Annotated in this window: 19 protein-coding genes and 8 pseudogenes; all 27 read left to right on the forward strand. The window is 62.5% G+C overall.

Annotation, left to right across the window (positions count from 1 at the left end; all coding sequences use genetic code 11):
- Positions 1-22: 22 nt before the first annotated feature.
- The 27 genes and pseudogenes from OMP40_RS08535 to OMP40_RS08680 all read left to right on the forward strand — a co-directional run bounded on the left by OMP40_RS08535 (position 23) and on the right by OMP40_RS08680 (position 25849).
- Positions 23-1630, forward strand: a pseudogene (locus tag OMP40_RS08535) (FAD-dependent oxidoreductase).
- Positions 1627-1959, forward strand: coding sequence for a 4Fe-4S dicluster domain-containing protein (locus OMP40_RS08540; RefSeq protein WP_277530686.1), 333 nt, complete (start codon positions 1627-1629; stop codon positions 1957-1959). Before OMP40_RS08535 ends, OMP40_RS08540 begins: the two are co-directional and overlap by 4 nt.
- Before the next feature lie 16 nt (positions 1960-1975).
- Positions 1976-2635: a type 2 periplasmic-binding domain-containing protein gene (locus OMP40_RS08545; protein WP_277530688.1), complete on the forward strand. Its 660-nt coding sequence runs from the start codon at positions 1976-1978 to the stop codon at positions 2633-2635.
- Positions 2535-3098, forward strand: coding sequence for an ABC transporter substrate-binding protein (locus OMP40_RS08550; protein ID WP_277530690.1), 564 nt, complete (start codon positions 2535-2537; stop codon positions 3096-3098). Before OMP40_RS08545 ends, OMP40_RS08550 begins: the two co-directional genes overlap by 101 nt.
- Positions 3099-3119: 21 nt before the next feature.
- Entirely contained in the window at positions 3120-3965 is an 846-nt protein-coding gene (locus OMP40_RS08555; protein ID WP_277530693.1) for an alpha/beta hydrolase family protein, read from the forward strand.
- Positions 3962-5587: pseudogene (locus OMP40_RS41355) on the forward strand (FAD-dependent oxidoreductase). The gene OMP40_RS08555 and the pseudogene OMP40_RS41355 overlap by 4 nt, the downstream one beginning before the upstream one ends.
- On the forward strand, positions 5584-5934 hold the full coding sequence (locus OMP40_RS08580) for a 4Fe-4S dicluster domain-containing protein (protein WP_277530699.1): 351 nt from the start codon (positions 5584-5586) through the stop codon (positions 5932-5934). The pseudogene OMP40_RS41355 and the gene OMP40_RS08580 overlap by 4 nt, the downstream one beginning before the upstream one ends.
- 189 nt (positions 5935-6123) lie before the next feature.
- Positions 6124-7087 (forward strand): annotated as a pseudogene (gene hprK, locus OMP40_RS08585) (HPr(Ser) kinase/phosphatase).
- A 49-nt stretch (positions 7088-7136) separates the two neighbouring features.
- Positions 7137-8242 (forward strand): annotated as a pseudogene (gene lgt / locus OMP40_RS08590) (prolipoprotein diacylglyceryl transferase).
- Positions 8199-8864, forward strand: coding sequence for a pyrophosphatase PpaX (gene ppaX / locus OMP40_RS08595; protein WP_338131066.1), 666 nt, complete (start codon positions 8199-8201; stop codon positions 8862-8864). Before lgt ends, ppaX begins: the two are co-directional and overlap by 44 nt.
- Before the next feature lie 19 nt (positions 8865-8883).
- Complete coding sequence (locus OMP40_RS08600; protein WP_277530701.1) at positions 8884-9390, forward strand: acyltransferase; 507 nt, start codon at positions 8884-8886, stop codon at positions 9388-9390.
- Between the two features lie 338 nt (positions 9391-9728).
- Positions 9729-10826, forward strand: a pseudogene (locus tag OMP40_RS08605) (ATP phosphoribosyltransferase regulatory subunit); the annotation flags it as partial.
- Positions 10827-10976: 150 nt separating this feature from the next.
- The gene (hisG, locus tag OMP40_RS08610) at positions 10977-11618 is read left to right on the forward strand and encodes an ATP phosphoribosyltransferase (protein ID WP_277533053.1); all 642 of its coding nucleotides are present in this window, start codon (positions 10977-10979) and stop codon (positions 11616-11618) included.
- Between the two features lie 90 nt (positions 11619-11708).
- Complete coding sequence (gene hisD / locus OMP40_RS08615) at positions 11709-12998, forward strand: histidinol dehydrogenase (protein WP_277530702.1); 1290 nt, start codon at positions 11709-11711, stop codon at positions 12996-12998.
- Positions 12999-13613, forward strand: coding sequence for an imidazoleglycerol-phosphate dehydratase HisB (gene hisB, locus OMP40_RS08620; protein WP_277530704.1), 615 nt, complete (start codon positions 12999-13001; stop codon positions 13611-13613). It begins immediately after the preceding gene.
- A 1-nt stretch (position 13614) separates the two neighbouring features.
- On the forward strand, positions 13615-14232 hold the full coding sequence (gene hisH, locus OMP40_RS08625) for an imidazole glycerol phosphate synthase subunit HisH (RefSeq protein ID WP_277530706.1): 618 nt from the start codon (positions 13615-13617) through the stop codon (positions 14230-14232).
- 289 nt (positions 14233-14521) lie between these two features.
- Entirely contained in the window at positions 14522-15253 is a 732-nt protein-coding gene (hisA, locus tag OMP40_RS08630; protein WP_277530708.1) for a 1-(5-phosphoribosyl)-5-[(5-phosphoribosylamino)methylideneamino]imidazole-4-carboxamide isomerase, read from the forward strand.
- Between the two features lie 632 nt (positions 15254-15885).
- Positions 15886-16644, forward strand: a complete 759-nt coding sequence (hisF, locus tag OMP40_RS08635; protein WP_090117086.1) for an imidazole glycerol phosphate synthase subunit HisF — start codon at positions 15886-15888, stop codon at positions 16642-16644.
- Positions 16641-17372, forward strand: a complete 732-nt coding sequence (gene hisIE, locus OMP40_RS08640) for a bifunctional phosphoribosyl-AMP cyclohydrolase/phosphoribosyl-ATP diphosphatase HisIE (RefSeq protein WP_277530713.1) — start codon at positions 16641-16643, stop codon at positions 17370-17372. The genes hisF and hisIE overlap by 4 nt, the downstream gene beginning before the upstream one ends.
- Before the next feature lie 168 nt (positions 17373-17540).
- Positions 17541-18491, forward strand: a complete 951-nt coding sequence (locus tag OMP40_RS08645) for a ribose-phosphate diphosphokinase (protein WP_277530715.1) — start codon at positions 17541-17543, stop codon at positions 18489-18491.
- 305 nt (positions 18492-18796) lie between these two features.
- The gene (locus OMP40_RS08650) at positions 18797-20536 is read left to right on the forward strand and encodes a tetratricopeptide repeat protein (RefSeq protein ID WP_277533054.1); all 1740 of its coding nucleotides are present in this window, start codon (positions 18797-18799) and stop codon (positions 20534-20536) included.
- A gap of 57 nt (positions 20537-20593) precedes the next feature.
- A complete protein-coding gene (gene trxB / locus OMP40_RS08655) occupies positions 20594-21544 on the forward strand; it encodes a thioredoxin-disulfide reductase (RefSeq protein ID WP_277533056.1) in 951 nt (316 codons plus the stop codon).
- 83 nt (positions 21545-21627) lie between these two features.
- Positions 21628-22579: pseudogene (locus tag OMP40_RS08660) on the forward strand (ROK family glucokinase).
- 71 nt (positions 22580-22650) lie between these two features.
- Positions 22651-23550 carry an RNase adapter RapZ gene (gene rapZ / locus OMP40_RS08665; RefSeq protein WP_277530717.1) on the forward strand — a complete coding sequence of 300 codons (900 nt, stop codon included), beginning with the start codon at positions 22651-22653 and terminating at the stop codon, positions 23548-23550.
- Positions 23543-24532 (forward strand): annotated as a pseudogene (locus tag OMP40_RS08670) (gluconeogenesis factor YvcK family protein). The gene rapZ and the pseudogene OMP40_RS08670 overlap by 8 nt, the downstream one beginning before the upstream one ends.
- A 7-nt stretch (positions 24533-24539) precedes the next feature.
- A pseudogene (whiA, locus tag OMP40_RS08675) lies at positions 24540-25477 on the forward strand (DNA-binding protein WhiA).
- Positions 25478-25579: 102 nt separating this feature from the next.
- Entirely contained in the window at positions 25580-25849 is a 270-nt protein-coding gene (locus OMP40_RS08680; RefSeq protein WP_090117078.1) for an HPr family phosphocarrier protein, read from the forward strand.
- Positions 25850-25879 lie beyond the last annotated feature (30 nt).

Here is a 25879-nt window from a genome sequence, read left to right on the forward strand (position 1 = left end):
ATTCGGAGGAGGAACTAAAAAAATGACGAACGCAGCGGCAAGCGCTTCGGTTGAACGGATCACGGACGTACTGGTCATCGGCGGCGGACCCGCGGGAACGTGGGCGGCGATATCGGCGGCTTCGAAGGGCGCGAAGGTAACGCTGGTGGACAAGGGATACTGCGGCTCAAGCGGCGCCACCGCGCCGTCGGGAACGGGCGTCTGGTACGTCGAGCCCGACCGGGAGAAGCGCGAAGAAGCCAAAGCCAGCCGATACGCGATGGGCGGACAACTGGCGGAGCACCGCTGGATGGACCGCGTGCTCGACCGCACGTACGAGAATATGAACAAGCTGGGCAATCTCGGCTATCCGTTTCCCGTCGACGAGAACGGCAATCCGTACAAGCGAGGGCTGCAAGGGCCGGAGTACATGCGGCTCATGAGGAAGCTCGTGCAGCGGGCGGGCGTCAAAATTATGGACCACAGTCCGGTGCTGGAGCTGCTGGCAGACGAGCACGGCGTAGGAGGTGCGGCGGGGGGTGAATACGCAGACCGGCGAGACGTGGGAGATCCGGGCGGGCGCCGTAGTGGTAGCCACCGGCGGATGCGCCTTCCTGAGCCGGGCACTCGGCTGCAACGTGCTTACAGGCGACGGGTATCTGTTCGCGGCCGAAGCGGGAGCGGACCTGTCGGGCATGGAATTCTCGAATGCCTACGCGATCTGCCCGACATTCTCTTCGGTGACGAAGACGGCGTACTACAGCTACGCCAGCTTCTACTACGAGGATGGGACGACCGTCGAAGGCGCAGGCTCGAAAAGAGGCCGTTCGGTCATCGCGCGCAATCTGCTGCAAGGCAAGCAGGTGTACGCGAGACTCGACCAGGCGCCGGAAGACTTGAAGCCGCTGCTGCGCGTGGCGCAGACGAACTTCTTCCTGCCGTTCGACCGCAGAGGCATCGATCCGTTCAAGGACCTGTTTCCGGTCACGCTCAGGCTGGAAGGCACGGTCCGCGGCACCGGGGGCATCCGGATCGTCGACGATACGTGCGCGACGAGCGCGCCCGGGCTCTACGCAGCCGGCGATGCGGCGACGCGCGAGCTGATCTGCGGCGGCTTCACCGGCGGCGGCAGCCATAACGCGGCTTGGGCGATGTCCTCGGGCTCGTTCGCAGGCGAAGGCGCGGGCAGCCTGATGCGTTGAAGCTTGGCGATTCCGCGAGCTCGCGGAATCTGCGGGGACTTTCCTCGCAATCGCTCAGAGACCGCCAGGAAGCGGATGCCGCCGCGCGTACGGAAGAATATGTGCGCGCCGTTCAGGACGAAGTAAAGCCTTACGACCGCAATTTGTTCCGCACGGAGAAGGGGCTCGGCGATTCGCTCGTCCGGCTCGACGATCTGTGGCAGCGCCAGCGCGAAGCGGGGATCGGCCGGACGGCCGAAGGCGTGAAGGCACGCGAAGCCGCCGCGATGACGGCGACGGCCCGGTGGATGTACCGTTCGGCGCTGGCCCGCACGGAGACGCGCGGCATGCACAAGCGCGAAGACTTCCCGACAGGCGATGCCGGCCAGCACCACCGCCTCATCAGCGGAGGGCTCGACCAGGTATGGGTCAAGAAGGAAGAAGTTGCGAAGGAGCGTGTATCGGTATGATCGAGATCGTCAGCGAATCCCGCTGCGTATCGTGCAATCAGTGCGTCTCCGTCTGCCCGACGAACGTATTCGACCGCGGCGAGGACGGCATCCCCGTCATCGCCCGGCAAGACGACTGCCAAACCTGCTTCATGTGCGAGCTGTATTGCCCGGTCGACGCGCTCTACGTATCCCCGGATTCGGAGGGCGTGATGGGCGTGACCGAGGAGGAGCTCGAGCGACAGGGCCTGCTTGGCGGCTATCGGGAGAAGGTGGGCTGGGGCAAGGGGCGCGTCCCGGTAGCCAAGCATCAATTCATGTACCAGTTGTCCAAGAGATCGGGATTCTAGGGAGGAGCAATCGGAGATGACACAGAGAAAAAGATGGATCAAGGGGGGCGGCAGGCGCCGATGGTCGCTCTTGCTGCTGGGGACAATCGTTGCGCTGACGCTCGCGCTGCAAGGCTGCGGGAACAAAAACGAAGAAGGAGCCGCTTCTTCGGCTGCCGCGTCGTCGCCGTCGGCTGCCGCTTCCACGGCAACTTCGTCCACTGCGGCTGCATCGTCGCAGGCCGCTTCGACCGCAAGCGCGGAGCCCGAACGTCACGTGCCGGAAGTCATCAATTACGGCTACATCGGCCTGAACGACCAGAATCAGACGACGGGCGCGGAAGGCTGGGGCTTTTACAAGGGCATCATTCAAGAGGAGCTAAAGAAATACGGCGTGAAGGAAGTGAAGCTCGCGGGATTCCCGAACGGACCGGACCAGACGGAGTCGCTCATCAGCGGGCGCCTCGACTTCGGCAGCCTCGGCGACACGCCGGCGATCATCGCGCGGGCGGGGGGGCGCGAAGACGCGTCTCATCGCGCAGCCTTCTACCCGTACGATCGGCTACCTCATTGCCAAGAAGGACGGCCCCAAGACTTTGCAGGATCTGAAGGGCAAGACGATCGCCATCCAGAAGGGTTCCTTCATGCACCGCTACGTCGTAGGGCTGCTCAAGGATGCGGGCGTTACGGACTATAAGCTCGTGCACATGCTAATCCCCGATGCGCAGGCCGCGCTGGCGAGCGGCAGCGTGGACGCGATGACCAATACGGGCGTAACCGCGCTGACATCGCTGGCGAACGGGTACCCGCAGCTGGATGTGTCGTCGGATCATCCCGAACTGCTCGGGACCAGCTCAACGGTCGTCTCCGAGGCCTTCCTCGAGAAGTTCCCCGACTTCCCGAAAGTATGGAATGCGGCAAGAGAGAAAGCGTTGGCCGACTTGAAGCAGCATCCGGACGAGTACTACGAATATATCGCGGGCATTCAGAAGACGACGGTCGAGAACGTCAAGAAGCTGAGTCCGATCGAGGATATCAAGGACACGGCTTTTACCGACGACGGTCTCAAGCTGCTCGAGGGGACGAAAAACTTCCTGGTCGAGGAGAAGATCGCGAAAAAAGACTTCGACATCGGCGATTGGGTGTTGAAGGCGGAATAACGAAAAAAGGAGGAGGCGCGCATGAGCGAGCAGACGATCACGACCGCGGCCTTCAGGTTGCCGCTGGACAACGGCCTGTACATTCGAGGCGAAGCGAAGACGGTTGGAAAAGGCGCACGCAGACCCGTCGTTATCGTGAGCCACGGTTTTAGAGGGCATAAGGATTGGTCATTCTGGCCGGAGACGACGGACCGGCTCGCGGCCGAAGGTTTCTACACGGTGAGCTTCGACTACTCCCGCGTCGTGGCGCGGGAGACTGAGGCGAGCGAGGCGCAGATCGCCGAGGCAAGCACGCTGTCGCGCGAGCTGGAGGAGCTGAAGATCGTGGCGAACGCGCTGCGGGCGGGAGAACTGCCGCTTGCCGAACAGGCCGATGCGTCGAGGCTGGGACTAATCGGGCATAGCCGGGCGGGCGGCGGCGCGATCTTGCATGCGGCGGAGCAGGGTGGCGTTCGGGCGCTAGTCGTCTGGAACGGCGGCTCGTCGCCCGCGCGCGCCGGCGGAGCAGGAGGCCGCACGCTTCAGGAAGCGGCGCTGGACGATGATCAAGCGCGGCATGCAGATCGATTTGTCATCGAAAATCGATTAGACGAGGTGCGAGCGGAGGTGCTCGTCGTACAGGGCGGGGCGGACCGCGAGTCGCTGCTCGCGCAAAACCGGATATTTAAACAGAGGGCGCCGCATTTTCAGTACCATGATATCGAGCGGGCGGATCATACGTTTAACGCTGTGCATCCTTATGCAGGCACGACGCCCGAGCTGGAGGAAGCGCTGGCCGTTACTATCGGCTTTTTGCGAAGCCGGCTGAACCATGATAGAGAAGCGGGCGCCGGCGATTCGTCGACGAGTGCAAGAAAGCGGGGATGAGCGTGACGATCGAGCCGGAAACAGCGCTGACGGCGGATGTGCTGGTGCTTGGCGGCGGACCCGCAGGCGCTTGGGCCGCCTGGAGCGCGGCTGCGGAAGGCGCTAGCGTCGTGCTGGCCGATAAAGGCTATGTCGGCACGAGCGGCGCCACGGCTCCCGGAGGCACGACGCTTCTGGTGATCCCGCCGATCGCGGAGCTGCGCGAACGGGCGGTCCAGGCGAGGCTCAAAGCCGGGGGGCTACCTTTCCGAAAATGCCTGGATTCACCGCGTGCTCGACGAGGTCGAAATTCGTCTGAGGCTGTTGGAGGATTGGGGGTATCCGTTCCGCAAGGACGAGAACGGCGATACGCTGCGCACCCATCTGCACGGGCCGGAATATATGAAGCTGATGCGCCGCGCGGTGCGCAAGGCGGGCGTCCGGATCCTGGATCAGTCGCCCGCGCTGGAGCTGCTCGCGGACGAGCACGGCGTCGGCGGCGCCCGGGGCATCGACCGGTTGACCGGACGAACGTGGGAAGTCCGCGCGCATGCGGTCGTCGTCGCGACCGGCGGCTGCACCTTTTTGAGCAAAGGCTTGGGCTGCAACGTGCTCACCGGAGAAGGGCTTCTGATGTCGGCGGAAGCCGGCGCCGAGCTGTCCGGCATGGAGTTCAGCCGGCAGTATGCGCCAAGCTACGCGGACGGCAGCGTGACCCGCGGCCGCATGCTGGCCTGGTCGACGCTGTACGATGCGTCCGGGAGGCCGATTCACGCGGGGGGATCGCACCTTCGGCAGCTTGCACAAGCTGCTGCTGGAGGGGCCGGTCTACGCCTCCATCGACCTGGCGGATACGGATGAGAAGCGAAGGTTTCTGCGCCAGGCGCATCCGATCTTCTTTATGCCGCTCGAGCGCGCGGGCATCGACCCGTTCAAGGACAAATTTCCGCTGACGCTGCGCTACGAAGGCACGATGCGGGGCACGGGAGGACTAAGATTGACGGGGGAGGATTGCCGGACGACGGTGGCGGGCTTGTACGCGGCAGGCGATGCGGCATCGCGCGAGCGCGTGATGGGCGCGGTCAGCGGCGGCGGCGCTTATAATGCGTCCTGGGCGATTTGCAGCGGATGCTGGTCGGGACGCGGCGCAGCTCGTCATGCGCGGGAGGCGGGAGGCAGCGGCAGTCCGGGGGAGCCGGGCGTTGCGCCCTGTCGGCCGGCACGGTCTCGAGGCCGGCCGGGAGACGGACGCGCCGATCGACGCGAAGGCGCTGGTGGCGGATATTCAGCGGGACGTCCTGCCGCTGAACATTAATTTTTACCGCAGCGAGCCGGGCATCGCCGGTGCGCTGGGCCGGCTCGACGCGTTGCGCGAGGCGTTGCGGGGCAGCTTGCCAGGCACGGTGCAGGGGCGCGTGCGCGTGCGCGAGGCGGCGGGCATGCTGGCGGTTGCCCGGTGGATGTACACTGCCGCGCTGGCGCGCAAAGAGACGCGCGGGCTCGCGGCGTTGGCCGAATATCCTGCGCTCGATCCGAAGCAGACGCATCGCCTGATTCTCTCCGGCATCGAGGACATCGCCGTCGGTACGGAGCGGGCGCCGCATGCAGGCGAGCTTGGTCAAGCGAAGGTGGAAGCGTCATGATCGAGCTCGTCAGCGCGGAGCGCTGCATCGGCTGCAAAATGTGCGTGAAGGTTTGTCCGACGAACGTCTTCGATATGGACGAAACTGCGATGCTTCCCGTCATTGCCCGCCTAGAGGATTGCCAGACCTGCTTCATGTGCGAAGCGTATTGTCCGGCGGATGCACTTTACGTAGCGCCGCAAGCCGAAGTTCGGGTCGCAGCCGACGAGGCCGTCCTGGCGGCGTCAGGTACGCTGGGCAGTTGGAGAAAGGAAATCGGTTGGTCCAAGGGAGCGGATTCGACGATGGCGGAGCGGGATACGACGCCGTTTTTCGAAACGTTCACCGAACGGTACCGGCAAGTTTGAGCCACGCCGAGCGGGATCGTGCGATTGCCGATCCGAATATGCCGCGCAAGCCGAGCCAGCCTCTCTTCGAGAGCGCTGGCTTTTGCATGCCTGGGGGCTTGCCGCTTTATGCGCATCCTGGCCCTCGGACCGCCCGGGAAGTCGCGGTTTACATTGATTTCCGAGTCTTTTTTCGATACGATGATGAAGATGAACAGAGCGTTGAAGGGAGCTGTACGATGGCTAAAAAAAGTAAAGGTATCCGAGCTCGTGCAGCAATTTCAACTCGAGGTCGTCGCCGGCTCGGAAGGCATGCGGCGCACGATCGTGACGGACGACTTGAACCGGCCGGGCTTGGAGATGGCCGGTTATTACGATTATTACCCGGCGGAGCGGACGCAGATTCTGGGCAAGACGGAGCTGGCTTTTCTCGAAAAGCTGACCTCCGACGAGCGGCTGGAGCGGATGCGGCACATCTGCGACGAGGAGACGCCGTGCATCATCATCACGCGCGGACTCGATGCGCCCGACGAGCTGATTCAAGTAGCCGAGGAACGGCACTTCCCCGTGCTTCGTTCGACGACCGCGACGACGACGCTGCTCAGCCGAATCACCAACTTCCTGGAAAAGAAGCTGGCGCCCACGACGACGATTCACGGGGTGCTCGTGGATGTCTACGGCATGGGGATGCTCATCACCGGCGGCAGCGGCATCGGCAAGAGCGAGACGGCGCTCGAACTGGTCAAGCGCGGCCATCGCCTCGTCGCCGACGATGCCGTGGAGATCCGGCAGACGGCGGACAACTACTTGTACGGGAGCGCGCCGGAGCTGATCCAGCACCTGCTGGAGATCCGGGGGGCTCGGGATTCTGAACGTCATGACGCTGTTCGGAGCGGGCGCCGTGCGGAACTCCAAGCAGATCGGACTGGTCATCAAGCTCGAAAACTGGCAGCAGGACAAGCAATACGACCGGCTGGGACTGGACGAGGAGACGACGCGGATCATCGACACGGACGTGCCGCTCGTGACGGTTCCCGTTCGCCCGGGTCGCAACCTGGCGGTCATCCTGGAAGTGGCGGCCATGAACTTCCGGCTGAAACGGATGGGCTACAACGCCGCCCTGCAGTTCACCAACAAGCTCACCGAAGCGATCGCCGACGAAGACAACGAATAAACCGCGCCAGCGGCCTCTCGGTCGATCGCGTTAGAGACGGAGGATACTCATGTTGCTGCCCATGCGGCTTGAATCGATTGCGTTTCACCTCGGCCCGATTCCCGTGCACTGGTACGGGCTTATATTAGGTACGGGCGCCCTCGTCGGCTTGCTCCTCGCCATCTGGGAAGGCAAGCGCTTCGGCCTGTCGGCCGACTTTTTTCTGGACCTGATGCTGTACGGCGTGCCGTCGGCCATCATCGGCGCCAGGTTGTACTACGTCCTGTTTAAATGGGACTACTACAGCAAGCATCCCGGCGAGATCGTGCAGATTTGGAACGGAGGCATCGCCATCTACGGCGCGTTGATCGGGGCCTTCGTCTGCGGATTTTTCTACTTCCGCAGCAAGGGCTACACGTTCATGCGCATCGTCGATATTTGCGCGCCGTCGCTGCTGGCGGGACAGATGATCGGACGCTGGGGCAACTTCGTCAATCAGGAGGCCTACGGCGGAGAAGTCACGGGTACATACTTGAGCAACGAGCTTCACCTGCCGGCCTTTATCGTCAAGCAGATGTACGTCGTCGACCCGGCGACGGGAGCGGCCGCTTACCACCACCCGACCTTTTTTGTACGAATCGCTGTGGAGCTTGGTCGGCCTCGTTATTCTGTTCGTTTTGCGCCGTCAGAAGTTCATACGCGTAGGGGAGATCCTTTTCTCCTACTTGATCTGGTATTCGATTGGCCGCTTCTTCATCGAAGCGCTGCGCACGGACAGCCTGGCCTTCAAGGGCCCAGACTGGCTCGCCTCGCTGATGAACGGTCTGTGGACGCCGATGAAGTGGATTTTCGGGGGAGCAAGGCTATCTAGATCCTTCATACGGCAACGTCCGCAGCTCGCAGCTGCTCGCCGTGCTTCTCGTCATCTTGAGCATCGTGGCCATTATCGTGCGCCGGGCGATGAATCCCGACAGAACGCGGTACTTGGACCCGCTCGTGAGAAACAAGGCATTCGAAGAGCGCGTTGCCGACGCGTCCATCGTCGAAGCGCCTGCGGCTCCCGCCCGTCCGGTCGAAGAGACCGTGCCGGATGCGGCCCCGTCCGATACGGAAGAAGAGAGGAAGCCTGCAGATGAGTCACCATCGGACAGAAGGCAAGACCGGGACCCCGATTGAAGCGGTCCTGTTCGATCTCGACGGCACGATCGTCGATACGAACGAACTGATCATCCAGTCTTTTCTCTATTGCCTGCAAGGGATCGTCCCGCCCGAATTCGGACGCGAGCAGATTATCCCGATCATGGGGCAGACGCTGCTGTCGCAGCTGCAGCAGTTCTCCGGGCGCGAGCAGGTCGACGATCTGATCGCGGGCTATCGCGCGTACAACTTCAAGCATCACGACGACATGGTGTCGCTGTTCCCGGGCGTGCTCGAAGTCGTGCCGCTGCTCAAGCAGGGCGGACTCAAGCTGGGCATCGTCACGACGAAGATGCGGCTTACGACGGAGCGGGCGCTTAAGCTGCTGGGGCTGTACGAGTATATGGATACGATCGTGACGCTGGATGACGTGGAGCATGCCAAACCGCATGCGGAGCCGGTCCAGAAGGCGCTTTACGCGCTCGGCGTAGCGCCGGAGCATGCGATCATGGTCGGCGACAGCACGGTCGACATCGGTTCGGCGCTGGCTGCCGGCGCGTTCGCCGTGGGCGTCTCCTGGTCGCTCAAGGGGGGAAGCTCCGCTGCGGGAGGCGGGCGCGCACCGCATCATTCACGACATGCGCGAGCTGCTGCCGCTTAGCGGTTTGGAGGGATAAGCCTTGCGGAAAGTCGAGCGGAACCCGGTCGAAGGCCCCAATGCTTTATGGCAGGTGTACCGTACGGTATCCAGGCTGAAGGCGGTCAGGAACTTCGTCTTTATCCAGATCGCGCGATACTGTCCGGAGCTCTCGATCAAGAATTGGATCTATCGGCGCGTGCTGGGCATGAAGGTTGGCAAGGAGACGTCATTTGCGCTAATGGTCATGGTGGACGTCTTCTTCCCCGAACGGATCACGATCGGGGACAACTGCATCGTCGGCTACAACTCCACGCTCTTGACGCACGAGTACCTCATTAAAGAGTACAGACTCGGGGATATCGTCATCGGATCGCATGTGATGATCGGCGCCAACGTGACGATTCTGCCCGGCGTGACGATCGGCGATCATGCCGTCGTCGCGGCCGGATCGGTCGTGCATCGGGATGTGCCGGCTCATGCCAGAGTCGGCGGCAATCCGCTGCGCGAACTCGGAAGCGGCGACGCGTCGGAGGAGAGGCAAGTCTGATCCTCCGCGGCGAGAGGCAAGTCGAACGCGCGAGCGCGAAGCGAGATTTAGAAGAGTCGGCCGGTCAGGAAGCGCACCGATAATGAACGAGGCGCAAGTCAGGCCGGACGAGCCTGGATGGACATGAACCGGGGTTGGCGCACGGGCCGGCCGGCGGTTCTTTTTTCTGTTGATCGGCCCAAATCCGGGGTAAGCCGCTTCGGCTTGACGCTTGCGGGCGTTCGTGATAAAGTGAACATTAAATCTTTACTTTGGCAGCATGGTAACATGGTATCGCTTTAATGCGGTGAAGTATTATTCGGCGGCTTCGGCCGCCTCAATATAGCGAGGTGTATTCCGTGTCCAAACCCAAAGGCTTCGAAAAGCCGATCGGCGTGAAGGACTACCTGCCTCATGCTGTCGCAAAGCTGCGGCATATCGAGCATGAGGTATTGACGTGCATGAGGGGCTGGGGCTACGAGCAGATCCTCACGCCTACGATCGAATACTACGATACGGTAGGGGTAGCGAGCGCCACGTCGGATCAGAAGCTGTTCAAGCTGCTCAATCAGCGGGGGACGACGATCGTGCTCCGCTCCGACGTCACGGCGCCGATCGCGCGCGTCGCTTCGTCGCTGCTCAAGGACCGTCCGTTTCCGCTGCGGCTCAGCTATCATGCCAACGTGTTCCGCGCCTTCGAGGAGGAGGCCGGACGCGAAGCGGAGTTTTTTCAGACCGGCGTCGAATTGATCGGAGATCCTTCTCCGGAAGCAGACGCGGAGGTCATCGCGCTCGCTATCGCTTCATTGAAGGCGGCGGGCGTGCCTTCGTTCAAGATCGCGGTCGGCCACGTCGGCTTCCTGAACGGCTTGTTCGGCGATACGCTGCCCGAACGCGCGGAAGCGCAGGAGCGGCTGAAGGAATGTCTGCTGCAGCGCGATTATGTCGGCTACCGGACGGCGCTCGGCGAGCTGAAGCTCGAGGAGTCCGTGCATCGCGAGCTGGAAGGCTTGCTGCGGCTGCGCGGCGGTCAGGAGATTTGCGAACGGGCGTTGGAGCTTCGCGTGAGCGACGGCGCGCGCGAGGCGATCCGCCATCTGTGCGAGATGTGGGACGTGCTGGGCGCCTACGGCGTGCAAGATCATGTACTGATCGACCTGACGATGATCGGCGACATTTCCTATTATACGGGGATGACGTTCGAGGGTTATGCGTCGCAGCTCGGGTTCCCGGTATGCAGCGGCGGACGCTACGACAACCTGCTGGCGCAATTCGGCCGGCCGGCCCCCGCGACGGGCTTCGCGCTTAAGACGACGCGCATGCTCGAGGTCGCCGAGGTCGGCCAGGACGAGCCGGTGCGCGCGCTGATCCGCTACGCGCCGGGACAAAGGCGCGCAGCGCTTGAGAAGGCGGCGGACTTGCGGGCGGAGGGGTTTGCGGTCGTGACCGAAGGCATCGCGCAGGCCGGCGGCGGATTGAGCGCGGCCGGCGAAGCGGGAGCGGGAGACGCGCTCATGCCCGCGCAAGCGAAGACGGGACGCTACGCATATAAGGGCGCCGTTTACGATCAAGTGTTCACGTTCGACGAGAAGGGGAGGGGAGCCGCAATGACGGAAGGCGGCGCGGTGTTGAAGGTCGCGATGCCCAAAGGGCGCATCTACAAGCAGGCCAGCAAGCTGTTCCGGCAGGCGGGGCTCCCGATTCCCGAGGATTTCGACGACTCCCGCAGGCTTATCATTCCGGTGCCGGAAGCCAACATGGAGTTTATCATGGCCAAGCCGGTCGATGTGCCGACCTATGTGGAGTACGGCGTCGCGGATATCGGCATCGTCGGCAAGGACGTGCTGATGGAGGAGAACAAGGACGTCTACGAGCTGCTCGATCTGGGCATCGCGAGGTGCCGCATGTCGGTCATCGGACTGCCAAGCTGGGAGCCGGTCATTCATCCGCGCGTGGCGACGAAGTATCCGCGTGTGGCGTCCCAGTATTTCCGCGAACGCGGTCAGCAGGTCGAGGTCATCAAGCTGAACGGCTCGATCGAGCTGGCGCCGCTCATCGGTCTTGCGGATCGGATCGTGGATATGGTCGAAACGGGCAAGACGCTTGAGGAAAACGGGCTGGTCGAGATGGAGACGCTGTTCCAGGTGACGAGCCGGCTGATCGCGAACCGCGTCAGCTACCGGATGCAGAACGCGGCCATCCAGTCGCTGTGCGACAGGCTGTCCGATACGCTGGCGGCGAAAGCCTAAGCGGCGGTTTCGTCCGGGAAGAGACGATCGTCTGGCGAAGAGCCGCGCGAAGAATCATGCACAATTTATTGAGGGCAGGGGGGAACAGGCATGTACAAAGGACCTGCGAGCGGCTTCAAGCTGGAGCGGGAGAGCGACTACGGCTCGCCGGCGCAAAACGCGGCGGTGGCCGAGATCGTCTCGGCGGTCCGCTCCGAAGGAGATGCCGCGCTGCTGCGGTATACCGAGGCGTTCGACCGCGTGCGACTGGACGCTTCGCAATTGCGCGTGACGGAGGCGGAGATCCAGGCCGCGTACGAACGCGTGGAGCCTGAATTTCTGGACGCGCTGCGCCGGGCGGCGGCGAACGTGACGGCATTCCACGAAAAGCAGAAGCGCCAATCGTGGATCGACGTGCAGCCGGATGGCACGATGCTCGGGATGTCGCTGCGTCCGCTCGCGCGCGTCGGCCTGTACGTGCCAGGCGGCAAGGCGGCTTACCCGTCTTCGGTGCTCATGAACGTGCTGCCCGCCAAGGTCGCGGGCGTGCCGCAGATCGCGATGGTGACGCCGCCGGCGACCGGCGGACGCGAAGGCATCGACCCGTACATTCTCGTGGCGGCCGCCGAGGCCGGCGTCACCGAGATGTACCGGGTCGGAGGCGCCCAGGCCGTAGCCGCGCTGGCGTACGGCACGGAGAGCATCCCGGCCGTGGACAAGATCTGCGGCCCCGGCAACATCTATGTGGCGCTGGCGAAGCGCGCCGTGTTCGGCGCCGTCGACATCGACAGCATCGCCGGGCCGAGCGAGATCGTCGTGCTGGCGGACGACGGCGCGGATGCGCGCTTCGTCGCCGCCGACATGCTGTCGCAGGCGGAGCATGACGAGATGGCTTCGGCCATGCTCGTGACGCCGTCGGAGCGGCTTGCGCGCGAGGTCGAGGCGGAGCTCGCGCGGCAGGTCGCGACGCTCCCGCGGCGCGAGATCGCCGAGCGGTCGCTCGAGCAGTACGGCGCGATCTTGACGGTCTCCGATCTCGCGGAAGGGATCGACGTCGTGAACAAGCTGGCGCCGGAGCATCTGGAGATCATGACCGAGGATCCGCTCGAACTGCTCGGGCGCATCGAAAACGCGGGCGCGATCTTCCTCGGCCCGTACAGCTCGGAGCCGGTCGGCGATTATTTCGCGGGACCGAACCATATTTTGCCTACGAACGGCACGGCCAGGTTCTCCTCGCCGCTGAACGTGGACGACTTCGTCAAGAAGTCGAGCTTGATCCGGTACAGCCGCGAGGCGCTGAGACGGGACGCGGCCGGCATCGCGTCGCTGGCGCGGCACGAGGGCTTGGAAGCACATGCGAGAGCGGTAGAAATTCGCTTCAAGGAAGGCGGAGACCAATAGATGGCACAGGACAACTTTGCGGCAGCGGGCGCTAGACGCTCCGAAGTCGCGCGCAAGACGAACGAGACGGACATCAAGCTGGCTTTCGGCGTGGACGGCACGGGCGACGTGAACCTCGAGACGGACGTTCCTTTTCTCAACCATATGCTCGATCTGTTCGCCAAGCACGGCCAGTTCGACCTGAAGGTTGAAGCGCGCGGGGACGTCGACATCGACGACCATCATACGGTGGAAGACATCGGCATCTGCCTGGGACAGACGCTGCGGGAAGCGCTCGGCGACAAAGCGGGCATCAAGCGCTATGCCAGCGTGTTCGTGCCGATGGACGAGGCGCTCGCGCAGGTCATCGTCGACGTGAGCAACCGTCCGCACTTCGAGTATCGCGCGGAGTATCCTTCGCAGACGGTGGGCAGCTTCAGCACGGAGCTCGTGCATGAATTTTTGTGGAAGCTGGCGCTCGAGTCGCGGATCACGCTCCACGTCATCGTCCATTACGGCAAAAATACGCACCATATGATCGAGGCGGTGTTCAAGGCGCTGGGACGCGCGCTGGACGAGGCGACGCAGATCGATCCGCGCGTGAAGGGCGTGCCGTCGACGAAGGGAGTGCTGTAGGATGATCGCGATCGTCGACTACGGGATGGGCAACCTGCACAGCGTGAGCAAAGCCGTAGAACGTCTCGGACGCGAGGCGTCGGTCACGTCTTCGCGGGAGGAGATTCTCGCGGCGGACGGCGTCATCCTGCCGGGCGTCGGCGCCTTCGGCGACGCGATGCGCAACCTGCGGGAGACCGGGCTGGACGCGGTCGTCCGCGAGTCGGCGGCCGCAGGCCAGCCGTTGCTGGGAATATGCCTCGGCATGCAGCTGCTGTTCGCGGAGAGCGAGGAGCATGGCACGCACGAGGGACTCGGCCTGCTGCCGGGACGGGTCGTGCGGTTCCGGGGCGACTACAAGGTGCCGCATATGGGTTGGAACGAGCTGTTGTTCGAGCAGCCGTCGCATCCGCTTTTCGAGGGGCTGGCTCCGGGGCACGTGTACTTCGTGCACTCGTACCACGCGCTGCCCGAGCGGCGGGAGGATCTGCTCGCGACGGCGGATTATCACCAGCCGGTGACCGCGATCGTGGGGCGGGACAACGTGAGCGGCATGCAGTTTCATCCGGAAAAAAGCGGCGAACTCGGCGTGGCGCTGCTGCGCAGGTTCGTAGAGCTCGCGGAGGGTGGAAAGGCTTAGGCAGATGTGGTGCTGGTGTGGGTGCTGGTGCTTAAGGGAAAAGTTACTCTACAGCATCCGAGGGCGCTCGAAATGGTGCTGTAGGGGCGAAAAGTTACTCTACAGCAACCGAGGGCGCTCGAAATGGTGCTGTAGGGGCGAAAAGTTACTCTACAGCATCCGAGGGCGCTCGAAATGGTGCTGTAGGGGCGAAAATACTCTACAGCAACCAGCATTGCACTAGCTACTAGGGCTGCAAGAACGAAAAACCGGGAAACCGAGGAACGTCAACAAGTTGGAGGTCATCCCTTTGTCCAATTTCATCATATACCCGGCCATCGACATCCGCGGCGGCAAGGCCGTCCGTCTGGTTCAGGGCGACTATAACCGCGAGACGGTGTACAACGACGACCCGGTGTCGGCGGCCAAGGATTGGGAAGCGCAGGGCGGCGAATGGGTGCATCTCGTCGACCTGGACGGTGCCAAAGCCGGCCATCCGGTCAATGACGAGCTGATCGGCCGAATCGCGCGCGCCGTGCAGGTGCCCGTGCAGGTCGGCGGCGGCCTTCGGACCGAGGCGGACGTGGAGCGGCTGCTCTCGCTCGGCGTGTCGCGCGTCATTCTGGGCACGGCGGCGATCGAGGACCGCGCCTTCGTATCGAAGGTGCTGGCGAAGTACGGCGGCAAAGTGGCGATCGGCATCGACGCCCGGGACGGCTTCGTGGCGACGCGAGGTTGGCTGGAGACGTCGCAGGTGCGCGCGGAAGACCTGGCGAAGGAGCTGGCGGCCGAAGGCGCTGAGACGTTTATTTTTACCGACATTTCCCGCGACGGCATGATGGGCGGACCGAATGTCGAGGCGATCGTGCGCCTGGCGCAAGTGTCGGGCCGTACTGTCATCGCGTCGGGCGGCGTCAGCAAGCCGGAGGATCTGGCGAACCTGTCGAAGCACGCTGCGGACGGCGTCGGCGGCGCGATCGTCGGCAAGGCTCTCTACACAGGCAGTATCTCGTTGGCCGAGGCGGTCGCGGCTTACAAGTAAAGTCCAAATGCGACAGTACCGCACAACGGCAGCTGATCGCGGCATATGAGCCGGAGTTATGCGATAGTACCCCGTACAACGGCAGCTTGTCGCGGCGTATGAGCCGGAGTTATGCGATAGTACCGCACAACGGCAGCTTATCGCGGCGCATGAGCCGGAGTTATGCGACAGTACCGCACAACGGCAGCTTGCCGCGGCGCATGAGCCGGAGTTATGCGATAGTACCGCGCAATGGCAGCTTATAGTGTCGTATGAGCCGAAGTTATGCGATAGTACCGCGCAATGGCAGCTTATAGTGTCGTATGAGCCGAAGTTATGCGATAGTACCGCACAACGGCAGCTTATCGCGGTGTATGAGCCGGAGTTATGCGATAGTACCGCACAACGGCAGCTTGTCGCGGCATATGAGCCGGAGTTATGCGATAGTACCGCACAACGGCAGCTTATCGCGGAACATGAGCCCGAGTTATGCGATAGTACCGCACAACGGCAGCCTATCGCGGCGTATGAGCCGGAGTTATGCGATAGTACCGCACAACGGCAGCTTGTCGCGGCGTATGAGCCGGAGTTATGCGACAGTACCGCACAACGGCATCTCGCAAACAAAGCAAGCAGGCAAAGGAGGCTAGCTTATGTTGGCAAAACGCATCATTCCCTGCCTGGACGTTAAGGACGGGCGGGTCGTTAAGGGCGTCAACTTCGTCAACCTGCGCGACGCGGGAGATCCGGTCGAGCTGGCCGAGATCTACGATCGCGAAGGCGCCGACGAGCTGGTGTTCCTGGACATCTCGGCATCGGTCGAGGGCCGCGCGACGATGGTGGACGTCGTACGCAGGACGGCCGGCGAGATCACGATTCCGTTCACGGTGGGCGGCGGCATCTCCGCGGTCGAGGACATGAAGCGGTTGCTGCGCGCCGGCGCCGACAAGATCGGGATCAATACGGCGGCGATCCGCAATCCGGATCTGATCTCGGACGGCTCGCGCGTGTTCGGCGCGCAGTGCATCGTCGTCGCGATCGACGCGAAGTACAACGCCGAGTGGGGCGAATGGGAAATTTTCACGCACGGCGGACGCAATCCGACGGGCATCCGGGCGGTCGCCTGGGCGCAGGAAGCCGAGCGGCGCGGCGCAGGCGAGCTGCTCTTGACGAGCATGGACGCCGACGGCACGAAGGACGGGTTCGACAACGCGCTGACGCGCGCCGTGTCGGATAGCGTCGGCATTCCCGTCATCGCCTCCGGCGGCGCGGGCAATGCCTCGCATTTCGCGGACGCCTTCTCGCAGGGGCACGCGGACGCGGCGCTCGCCGCGAGCATTTTCCACTACAAAGAAGTGACGATCCGCGAGGTGAAGGACGCCCTGCGGAGCCAAGGAGTGAACGTGAGATGAGCGAGACGCTGACGGATTCGATCAAGTGGGACGCGGACGGGCTCGTGCCCGCGATCGTGCAGGACGCGGTCAGCAAGGAAGTCCTGATGATGGCTTATATGAACAAAGAATCCCTGGCCTTGACGCTGGAAAAAGGGGAGACGGTGTTCTGGAGCAGGTCGAGACAGGAGCTGTGGCATAAAGGCGCGACGAGCGGCCATACGCAAAAGGTCGTGTCGCTGCGCTACGATTGCGACGGCGACACGCTGCTGGCACAGGTCGTCCCGAACGGCCCGGCGTGCCACACCGGCAGCTACAGCTGTTTCTATCGCGATGCCTCCGGCGAATTGCCGCAGGGATCGCTTCCCGCGGCCGATCGCTTCGCGCCGCTCTCCGAGCTGGAATCGACGATCGCGAAGCGCCATGCCGAGCGGCCCGAGGGCTCCTACACGACGTATCTTTTCGACAAGGGTCTGGACAAGATCCTGAAAAAGATCGGCGAGGAGACCGCTGAGGTCATCATCGGCGCCAAGAACCACGACAAGGCGGAGACGCGTGCGGAAGCGGCCGACCTCATTTTCCATTTGATGGTGCTGCTGCGCCAAGAGAATATTCCGCTGGACGATGTGCTGAGCGAGCTCGAGTTTCGCCACCGCAAACCGACCAAAAAAAGAACTGACCGCGCAGCCGCCGGTTTCCCGTCCCGCAAAGGGACGCGGGGGGCCGGCGGCTTGTCGTGCCGCGGTTAACGGCCACGATTCGACGAACGCGGCTCGAAAAGTGACGAAAATGTGCCAATTAAAGTGAATTACCAGTCGGGATATGACACAGAACCCTTTGGCTATCCTACCGGCGTCATGTATAATAGAGGGGATAAATGCGGCAAAGCCGCTAGTGAAAAATCTTGGAGGCGCACAATGTACAGCAGCAAGCTTCGTATTTTTTCCGGATCGTCGAATCCCGTGCTGGCGGAGAAGATCGCCGAACAGCTCGGGCTGCCGCTAGGCAAGATTACGCTGTCTCGTTTCAAGAGCGGCGAAGTGTACGTGCACTACGAGGAGACCATCCGCAACTGCGACGTGTTCCTCGTGCAATCTTTGTCACATCCGATCAATGACTTCTTCGTAGAGCTGCTGATCATGATCGACGCGGCCAAGCGGGCATCGGCGCGTACGGTCAACATTGTGCTCCCTTACTATGGATATGCCCGCCAAGAGCGCAAGGCCGCGCCGCGCGAGCCGATCTCGGCGAAGATGGTCGCGGACGTGCTGACGACGGTCGGCGCGACCCGGATCGTCACGATCGACCTGCACGCGCCGGCGATTCAAGGCTTCTTCAACATCCCGGTCGATCACTTGACCGCGCTGGACCTGATCAGCGATTACCTGCGGGCGAAGAACATCCGCAATCCGGTCATCGTCTCGCCGGACGCCGGACGAGCCTCCACGGCGGAGAAGCTGGCCAACCAGCTCGATTCTCCGTTCGCGATCATGATCAAGAAGCGTCCCGCGCACAATGAATCGGTCATCACGCACGTCATCGGCGAGGTCGAAGGCTACACCCCGATCATCATCGAGGACATGATCGATACCGGGACGACGATCGTGAACGTCGTCGAAGGGCTCAAGGAGCGCGGTTCGGAGGATGTGTATGTCTGCGCGACGCATCCGCTCTTCTCCGGCAACGCCCTGCAGAAGCTCGATCATCCGAGCATCCGCGAGGTCGTCGTGACGGATTCGATCCTGCTGCCGAACGACCGTTCCGACCGGTTCAAGGTGCTGTCCGTAGCGCCGATGCTGGCCGAAGCGACCCGCATCATCACCGAGGGCGGTTCGATCAGCACGCTGTTCAAGACGGCCGGCGTATGACCCTAAGCAAAGCATGCTAGGCGCGGCAACCTGCGCGATTCGCGCAGGAGCCGCGTTTTTATTTGCTCCGGGGCGCTAGCGGGCGCGACGGAGACTACGTTATCTGCGCATGCCGAATGACAAGCCGCGGCACGCCCGGGCGGTCCTTTTTTCATTTGATGGATGCCATTGCTGTGTTATAATCGGTTTAACATGTGCCGGCCCGGCCGAGGACCGGATGCTTGCCGCCTGCGGCAGCCAAGCAATCGCGATTGTCAGGCAAGACGAACAAACTACTATACGACCGGGGGGGAGGTGCCTTGACGATGAATCCGCGCAAGCGTATGGTTGCCGGCCGTCGCACCAAAGTCATACCGTTGTCGCTGGACGCGACGTTTTTCTTTGAGCGCGCCGTCCAGTCGCTGGACCGCTATCATTACGACAAGGCGCTGAAGTATTTCCGCCGTGCCGTCGAATACGAACCGGACAATCCGGTGAACCACTGCAACATGGCAGGGATTCTGTCCGAGATGGGGCGCTACGAGGAGTCCAACGACATCCTGAATTCGGTGCTGGAGCGCATCGATCCGGGCATGACGGAGTGCCATTACTATCTGGCGAACAACTATGCCAACATGGAGCTGTTCGAAGCGGCCGAAGCGTCGTTAGTGACGTATCTGGAAAACGATCCCGACGGCCAGTTCCTCGACGAGGCGGACGAACTGCTCGACCTGCTCGTCTACGAACTGAAGCGTCCGACCAAGTTGTCCACGATCAAGGCCAAGGAGAGTCTCTACGAGCACGACAAAGCCCGGGAGCTGCTGGAGGCAGGACGTTTTTCAGAGGCGGTACGCCTGCTGGAGGACATACTCGTCCAGAAGCCGGACTTTCTCGCCGCGCGCAACAATCTGGGGCTTGCCTACTATTATATGGGTTTGTTCGACAAGTCCGTGCAGACGATCGGCGAAGTGCTGAAGGCGGAGCCGGGCAATTTGCACGCGCTCTGCAACCTGGCGATCTTCTACCAGCACGTCAACCGGCGGGAGGATCTCGCGTCGCTGCTCGGCCTGCTGAAGAAGACGATCCCGATTCATCCCGAGCACGTGTTCAAGCTGGGCACGACGATGGGAATCGTCGGCGAGCACCGCGAGGCGTACGTTCACTTCACCCGGCTGCTCCGCAAGGGCGAGCTGTCGGCGGAGCCGAGCCTGCATCACTTCGCGGCCGTCGCGTCGGCGAACATCGGGCGCTTCGACGAGGCCGAGCGACATTGGCTTCAGGCGAGGCGTCTCGACGCGTCGCCGGCCGTCGCCGATTTCTATTTGGGCAAATTGGCTAAGGTAAGACAGGGCGAAGCGAGTCCCCCGACCCAGTACCACTACCATATGCCTTTCGACGAGCAGTTCCGCGAGTGGGAAAAGCACCCCGAACGGATCTCGGAGACGCTGAAGAAGGATCCGCTCGTGCGCTCTTCGTTCTTCTGGGCGCTGCGCCACGGCGACCGCCGAACCAAGATGCAAGTCATCCAGGCGCTGGGGCTTGTCGCCGACGAAGAGGTCATCGAGGCGCTGAAGGCGTTTCTCGTCGACGCGGAGGAGGAGGACGACCTGAAGCGGGTCGCCGTGCTGGTGCTGCGCTCGATCGGCGTCGAGGATGCGCTCGCGGTCGTCTTCGACGGCCGGCCGCTGATGCTCGACGCGAGGCGCAGGTCCGCCAGGCTGCCCGTCTGGGACAGCGACTGGCAGGGCGTGCTGGAGCAGGCGATGGAGCGGATGGCCGGACGGTACGACGTCGTGCAGCAGCATGACATGATGACGCTCTGGGTCGACTACCTCTCGCGCGTCTACCCCGACGTACCCAAGCTTCGCAACGCTGCGGGATGGGCTGCGGCACTTGAATATTGGACGGCGAAAATGCATCGCAGGAGCATTACATACGCCGAGCTGATGGACGTATACGGCGCTTCGCAAGGTAGCATCAGCCGTTATGCGGGACGGATCGACGAGGCTTGCGGCATTCGCGAAAAGCTGAAGCTGACGAACCGCGCGTTTCAGGACCGAATTTGATCGGGATCGATACCCACAATCTCAGGATTAGGCCGAGGAGGACCACAACGCATGACTATCTATAAGAGCATCGTAATCGGAACAGGACCGGCGGGCCTCACGGCCGCCATCTATTTGGCGCGCGCGAACATGAACCCGCTGGTCGTCGAGGGCCCGGAGCCGGGCGGACAGCTGACCACGACGACGGAGGTCGAGAACTTCCCGGGCTTTCCCGAGGGCATCATGGGACCCGATCTGATGGCCAACATGCGCAAGCAAGCGGAGCGCTTCGGCGCGCAGTTCCGCACGGGCTGGGTCAACTCGGTCGAGCTCGGCGAGCGTCCGTTCACGTTGAACCTGGAGGGCGGCGAGACGCTGAAGGCCGAGAGTCTCATTATCTCCACCGGCGCTTCGGCCAAGTATCTGGGCATCAACGGCGAGAAGGACAACGTCGGGCGCGGCGTCAGCACCTGCGCGACCTGCGACGGCTTTTTCTTCCGCAACAAGAAAATCATCGTCGTGGGCGGCGGCGATTCCGCCATGGAGGAAGCGAACTTCCTGACGCGTTTCGCTTCGGAGCTGACGCTGGTTCACCGCCGCGAGGAGCTGCGCGCATCGAAGATCATGCAGGACCGGGCGCGCGAGAATCCGAAGATCGCGTGGGGACTCGACAAGACGCCGCTCGAGGTCGTCGCCGGCCCGCTGGGCGTCACCGGCCTGAAGGTTCGCGACAACAAGACGGGCGAGGAAGAAGTGCTGGCGACGGACGGCGTCTTCATCGCCATCGGCCATACGCCGAATACGAAGTTCCTTGGCGGACAGGTGGATACCGACGAAAACGGCTATATCGTGACGAAGCCGGGGTCCTCCGAGACGAACGTCCCGGGCGTATTCGCTTGCGGCGACGTGCAGGACACGAAGTACCGCCAGGCGATCACCGCCGCGGGCAGCGGCTGCATGGCCGCGCTCGACTGCGAGAAGTATCTCGAAGGCAGCATGGTTCACGACTGGAGCCAGACGCTGGGCTGATCGGCAGCAGGAGGCGCGCTGGCCTTGGGCCGGCGCTTCTCGCGCGATGACTTATCCAATAATTTCAAGAGGTGTCTAACACTATGTCTCAATCGCTATACGTTGGCGTCGACCTGGGCGGCACGACGATCAAGATCGGCCTGTGCAACCATCTCGGCGAACTTCTGCGGACGTATGAAGGACCGACCGAGACCGAGCTCGGGACGGACCGCATCTTGGACAATATCGCGGCCTACGTGCATTCGCTCGTGCCTCCCGGCACGCCCGAGTGGGAGCAGGTTCACGGCATCGGCATCGGCATCGCGGGCTTCCTCGACATTCCGGGCGGCATCATCAAGTTCTCCGCCAACCTGCCTTTCCGGCAAGTGCCGGTCCGGCATATTATGGAGGAGAAGCTCGGCAAGCCGGTCAAGATCAACAACGACGCCAACGTAGCCGCGTTGGGCGAAGTGTGGGGCGGCGCCGGCCGCGGCGTGCACAATTGCGTATGCTACACGCTGGGCACGGGCGTCGGCGGCGGCATCATCGTGAACGGACGGTTGATCGAGGGCTTCAATGGCATGGCGGGCGAGCTGGGCCACATCTCCATCGTCCCCGACCTCGAAGCGATCCAGTGCGGCTGCGGCCAGATGGGATGTCTCGAGACGGTATCCTCGGCGACCGGCATTATCCGGATGGCGAACGACGCCGTCGCGCGCGGCGACCGGACCTCGCTGTCGCTGGTCGACAAGATCACGGCGAAGGACGTATTCGACGCCGCCAAGGCGGGGGGACGAAGTGTCCCAGCGCATCGTGGCGCGAGCCGCGTTCTATCTGGGCAAGTCGATGGCGGCGCTCGCGGTCATCGTCAATCCGCAGCGGTTCATCATCGGCGGCGGCGTGAGCAAGGCCGGCGAATATCTGTTTGAGCAGATTCGCGAGACGTTCGAGAAGTTCTCGACGGATACGGCTAAGGAAGGCGTGGACATCGTGCCCGCCGAACTGGGCAACAACGCCGGCGTCGTCGGCGCGGCCGGACTTTTCTTATACGCTTAATTCGCTTGAGAGGCGCCTGCTTGTCCGGTCAACGGCGGTCAGGCGCTTCGCATGTGGCAGGGGGGATGCACGTGGACACTACGAACACGACGGTATCAAGACCGACGCTCGTCATCATCACGGGAATGTCGGGCGCGGGCAAGACGATCGCGGTGCAGAGCATGGAAGACCTCGGCTTTTTTTGCGTCGACAATCTGCCGCCGGTGCTGATCCCGAAGTTCGCCGAGCTGATCGATCAATCCCAGGGCCGGATCGGCAAGGTCGCGCTCGTCATCGACCTTCGCGGCAGGGAGTTTTTCACGGCGCTGTCCGAGTCGCTGAACTATATACGCGAGCACTATACGCTGCACTATGAGATCCTGTTCCTCGACGCGACCGACTCCGCGCTCGTTCAGCGCTACAAGGAGACCCGGCGGCGGCATCCGCTCGCGCCCGAGGGTATGCCGCTCGAAGGCATCCATGCCGAGCGCAAGCTGCTGGAGGATCTGAAGGGCTGGGCGACGCAGGTCATCGACACGAGCAGCATCAAGCCTGCCCAGCTCAAAGACAAGATCATCTCCCGGTTTACCGAGGAAGGGCGCAATTCGCTCGCCGTCAACGTCACGTCGTTCGGCTTCAAATACGGCGTGCCGATCGACGCAGACTTGATTTTCGACGTCCGCTTCTTGCCGAACCCGCACTATGTCGAGCATCTTCGTCCCAAGACGGGACAGGATGCCGAAGTTTACGATTACGTCATGAAGTGGCCGGAGACGCAGACGTTCCTGGCGAAGCTGCTCGACATGCTGCAGTATCTCATCCCGTTGTATCACAAGGAAGGCAAGAGCCAGGTCGTCATCGGCATCGGCTGCACCGGCGGCAAGCACCGCTCGGTCGCCCTCGCCGAATATCTCGGCCGCATGCTGAGCGCCGGCGAGACCGAGGCGGTCCGCGTCAGCCACCGCGACGCAGAGAGAGACCGTCATGGCTAAGCCGGGACAGGGCGCCAGGAAGCCGCGCATCGTGGTCATCGGCGGGGGCACGGGGTTGTCCGTCATGCTGCGCGGGCTCAAGCAAAAGCCGCTCGACATCACCGCGATCGTCACGGTCGCCGACGACGGAGGGAGCTCCGGCATCCTGCGTTCGGAGCTGCAGATGCCGCCGCCTGGGGATATCCGCAACGTGCTCACCGCGCTCGCGGATGCCGAGCCGCTCCTGGCCGACATGCTGTCCTACCGCTTTATGGGCGGCGCGGGATTGGCCGGCCACAGCTTGGGCAATCTGATATTGGCGGCGATGACCGACATCTCCGGCGACTTCGTCGCGGGGGTGAGGGAGCTGAGCCGGGTGCTCGCCGTGCGGGGGGCGCGTGCTGCCGGCAGCCAATCAGGCGATCCTCCTGAAGGCCGAGATGGAGGATGGCAGCATCGTCGAGGGAGAGTCGCAGATACCGAAGTCGGGACTCGCGATCCGCCGGGTGTTCATCGAGCCGGCCGACGTCGAGCCGCTCGAGGAGGCCGTCGAGGCGATCGCGGATGCGGACGCCATTCTGATCGGTCCGGGCAGCTTGTACACAAGCATCATGCCCAACCTGCTCGTGCCCAAGCTGGCGGAGGCGATCCTGAACGCGGACGCCGTGAAAATTTTCGTATGCAACGTCATGACGCAGCCCGGAGAGACCGATAATTATTCGGTGGGCGACCATCTCGACGCGATCCATGCGCATATCGGCCATCATTTATTCGATTATGTGATCGTGAACAACGGGGGAGATTCCCCCCGCAGGTGCACAGCATGTACGCGGAGCAGGGCTCGGCGGCCGTCCATCTGGACCTGGACGAGGTGGAGCGGCGAGGCTACAAGGTGATCGCGGACCGCCTGGTGCTGTTCCGCACGTATCTGCGCCATGACGCCGCCAAGCTGAGCGAACACATTTACCAGCTGGTGGAAGACTGGATGCTGAGGAAGGAGTGAAGGCAACGTGTCGTTCGCCGCTCAGACCAAAAAAAGAATTGACGCTCGTGGAGTCCGAGGGCTGCTGCGATATCGCCGAGCTGTCGGCGCTGATCCGGATGAACGGCGCGGTGTCGCTGACGAACAAGCGAATCGTGCTCGACATCTCGACGGAAAACGCGGCCATCGCCCGGCGCATATATACCCTGATGAAGCGGCACTATTCCGTGCCGACCGAGCTGCTCGTACGCAAGAAGATGCGGCTCAAAAAAAAACAACGTCTATATCGTTCGGGTGCCTGCGGGCGTCGAGCAGCTGCTCGGAGAGCTGAAGATCGCGAGCGCCGGATTCCAGTTCAACTCCGATATCGACAAGGAACTCGTGCGCAGGCCGTGCTGCAAAAAGGCCTACTTGCGCGGCGCCTTCCTTGCCGGCGGATCCGTGAACAATCCGGAAGGCTCGTCGTACCATCTCGAGATTGCCTCGATGTATGAGGAGCATTGCAAAGCGCTCGTCGACCTCGCGAACAAGTTCCACCTGAACGCCAGGTTTATCGAACGCAAAAAAGGCTTCATCCTTTACATCAAGGAAGGCGAGAAGATCATCGAGTTTCTCAGCATCATCGGCGCGCATCAGGCGCTGTTCAAGTTCGAGGACGTGCGCATCATGCGGGACATGCGCAATTCGGTCAACCGGATCGTCAACTGCGAGACCGCGAACCTGAACAAGACGATCGGAGCCGCCGTCCGTCAGATCGACAATATCAAGCTGCTGCAAAAAGAAGTCGGACTCGAGAACATGCCCGACAAGCTGCGCGAGGTCGCGGAGATCCGGCTCATGCATCCCGATATGAACCTGAAGGAAGTCGGGGATATGCTAAAGGGACAGGTCAGCAAATCCGGCGTCAATCACCGGCTTCGCAAGATCGACGAATGGGCGGAAAAAATACGGGGCGGCGCTTTATAAGCCTGTGGCACAACCAAGCGCTCTAATGCTATAATAGATAACAAACCATGTGCGGTGGGTCCCGTGTACCGGGATGAGAACAAAGACAGGGGGATTCGTTCCATGACGAGACAGCCGGTTGTTGTTCGGCTTAAGACGGGGCTTCACGCCAGACCGGCGGCCTTATTCGTGCAAGAAGCCAATAAATTCTCCTCGGACGTATTCGTGGAGAAGGAAGACAAGCGCGTGAACGCGAAGAGCATCATGGGCATCATGAGTCTGGCGATCAGCTCGGGCACCGAAGTATCCATCAGTGCCGAAGGTTCGGACGCAGAGCAAGCTGTAACCGCTTTAGTCCAACTGGTCAGCAAGGAAGAGCTGGAGAACCAATAGACCCGCGAACAAGCAGATGCGCGAGCTCCC

The sequence above is a fragment of the Cohnella rhizosphaerae genome (assembly GCF_029525575.1).
GTDB classification, from domain to species: Bacteria; Bacillota; Bacilli; order Paenibacillales; family Paenibacillaceae; genus Cohnella; species Cohnella rhizosphaerae.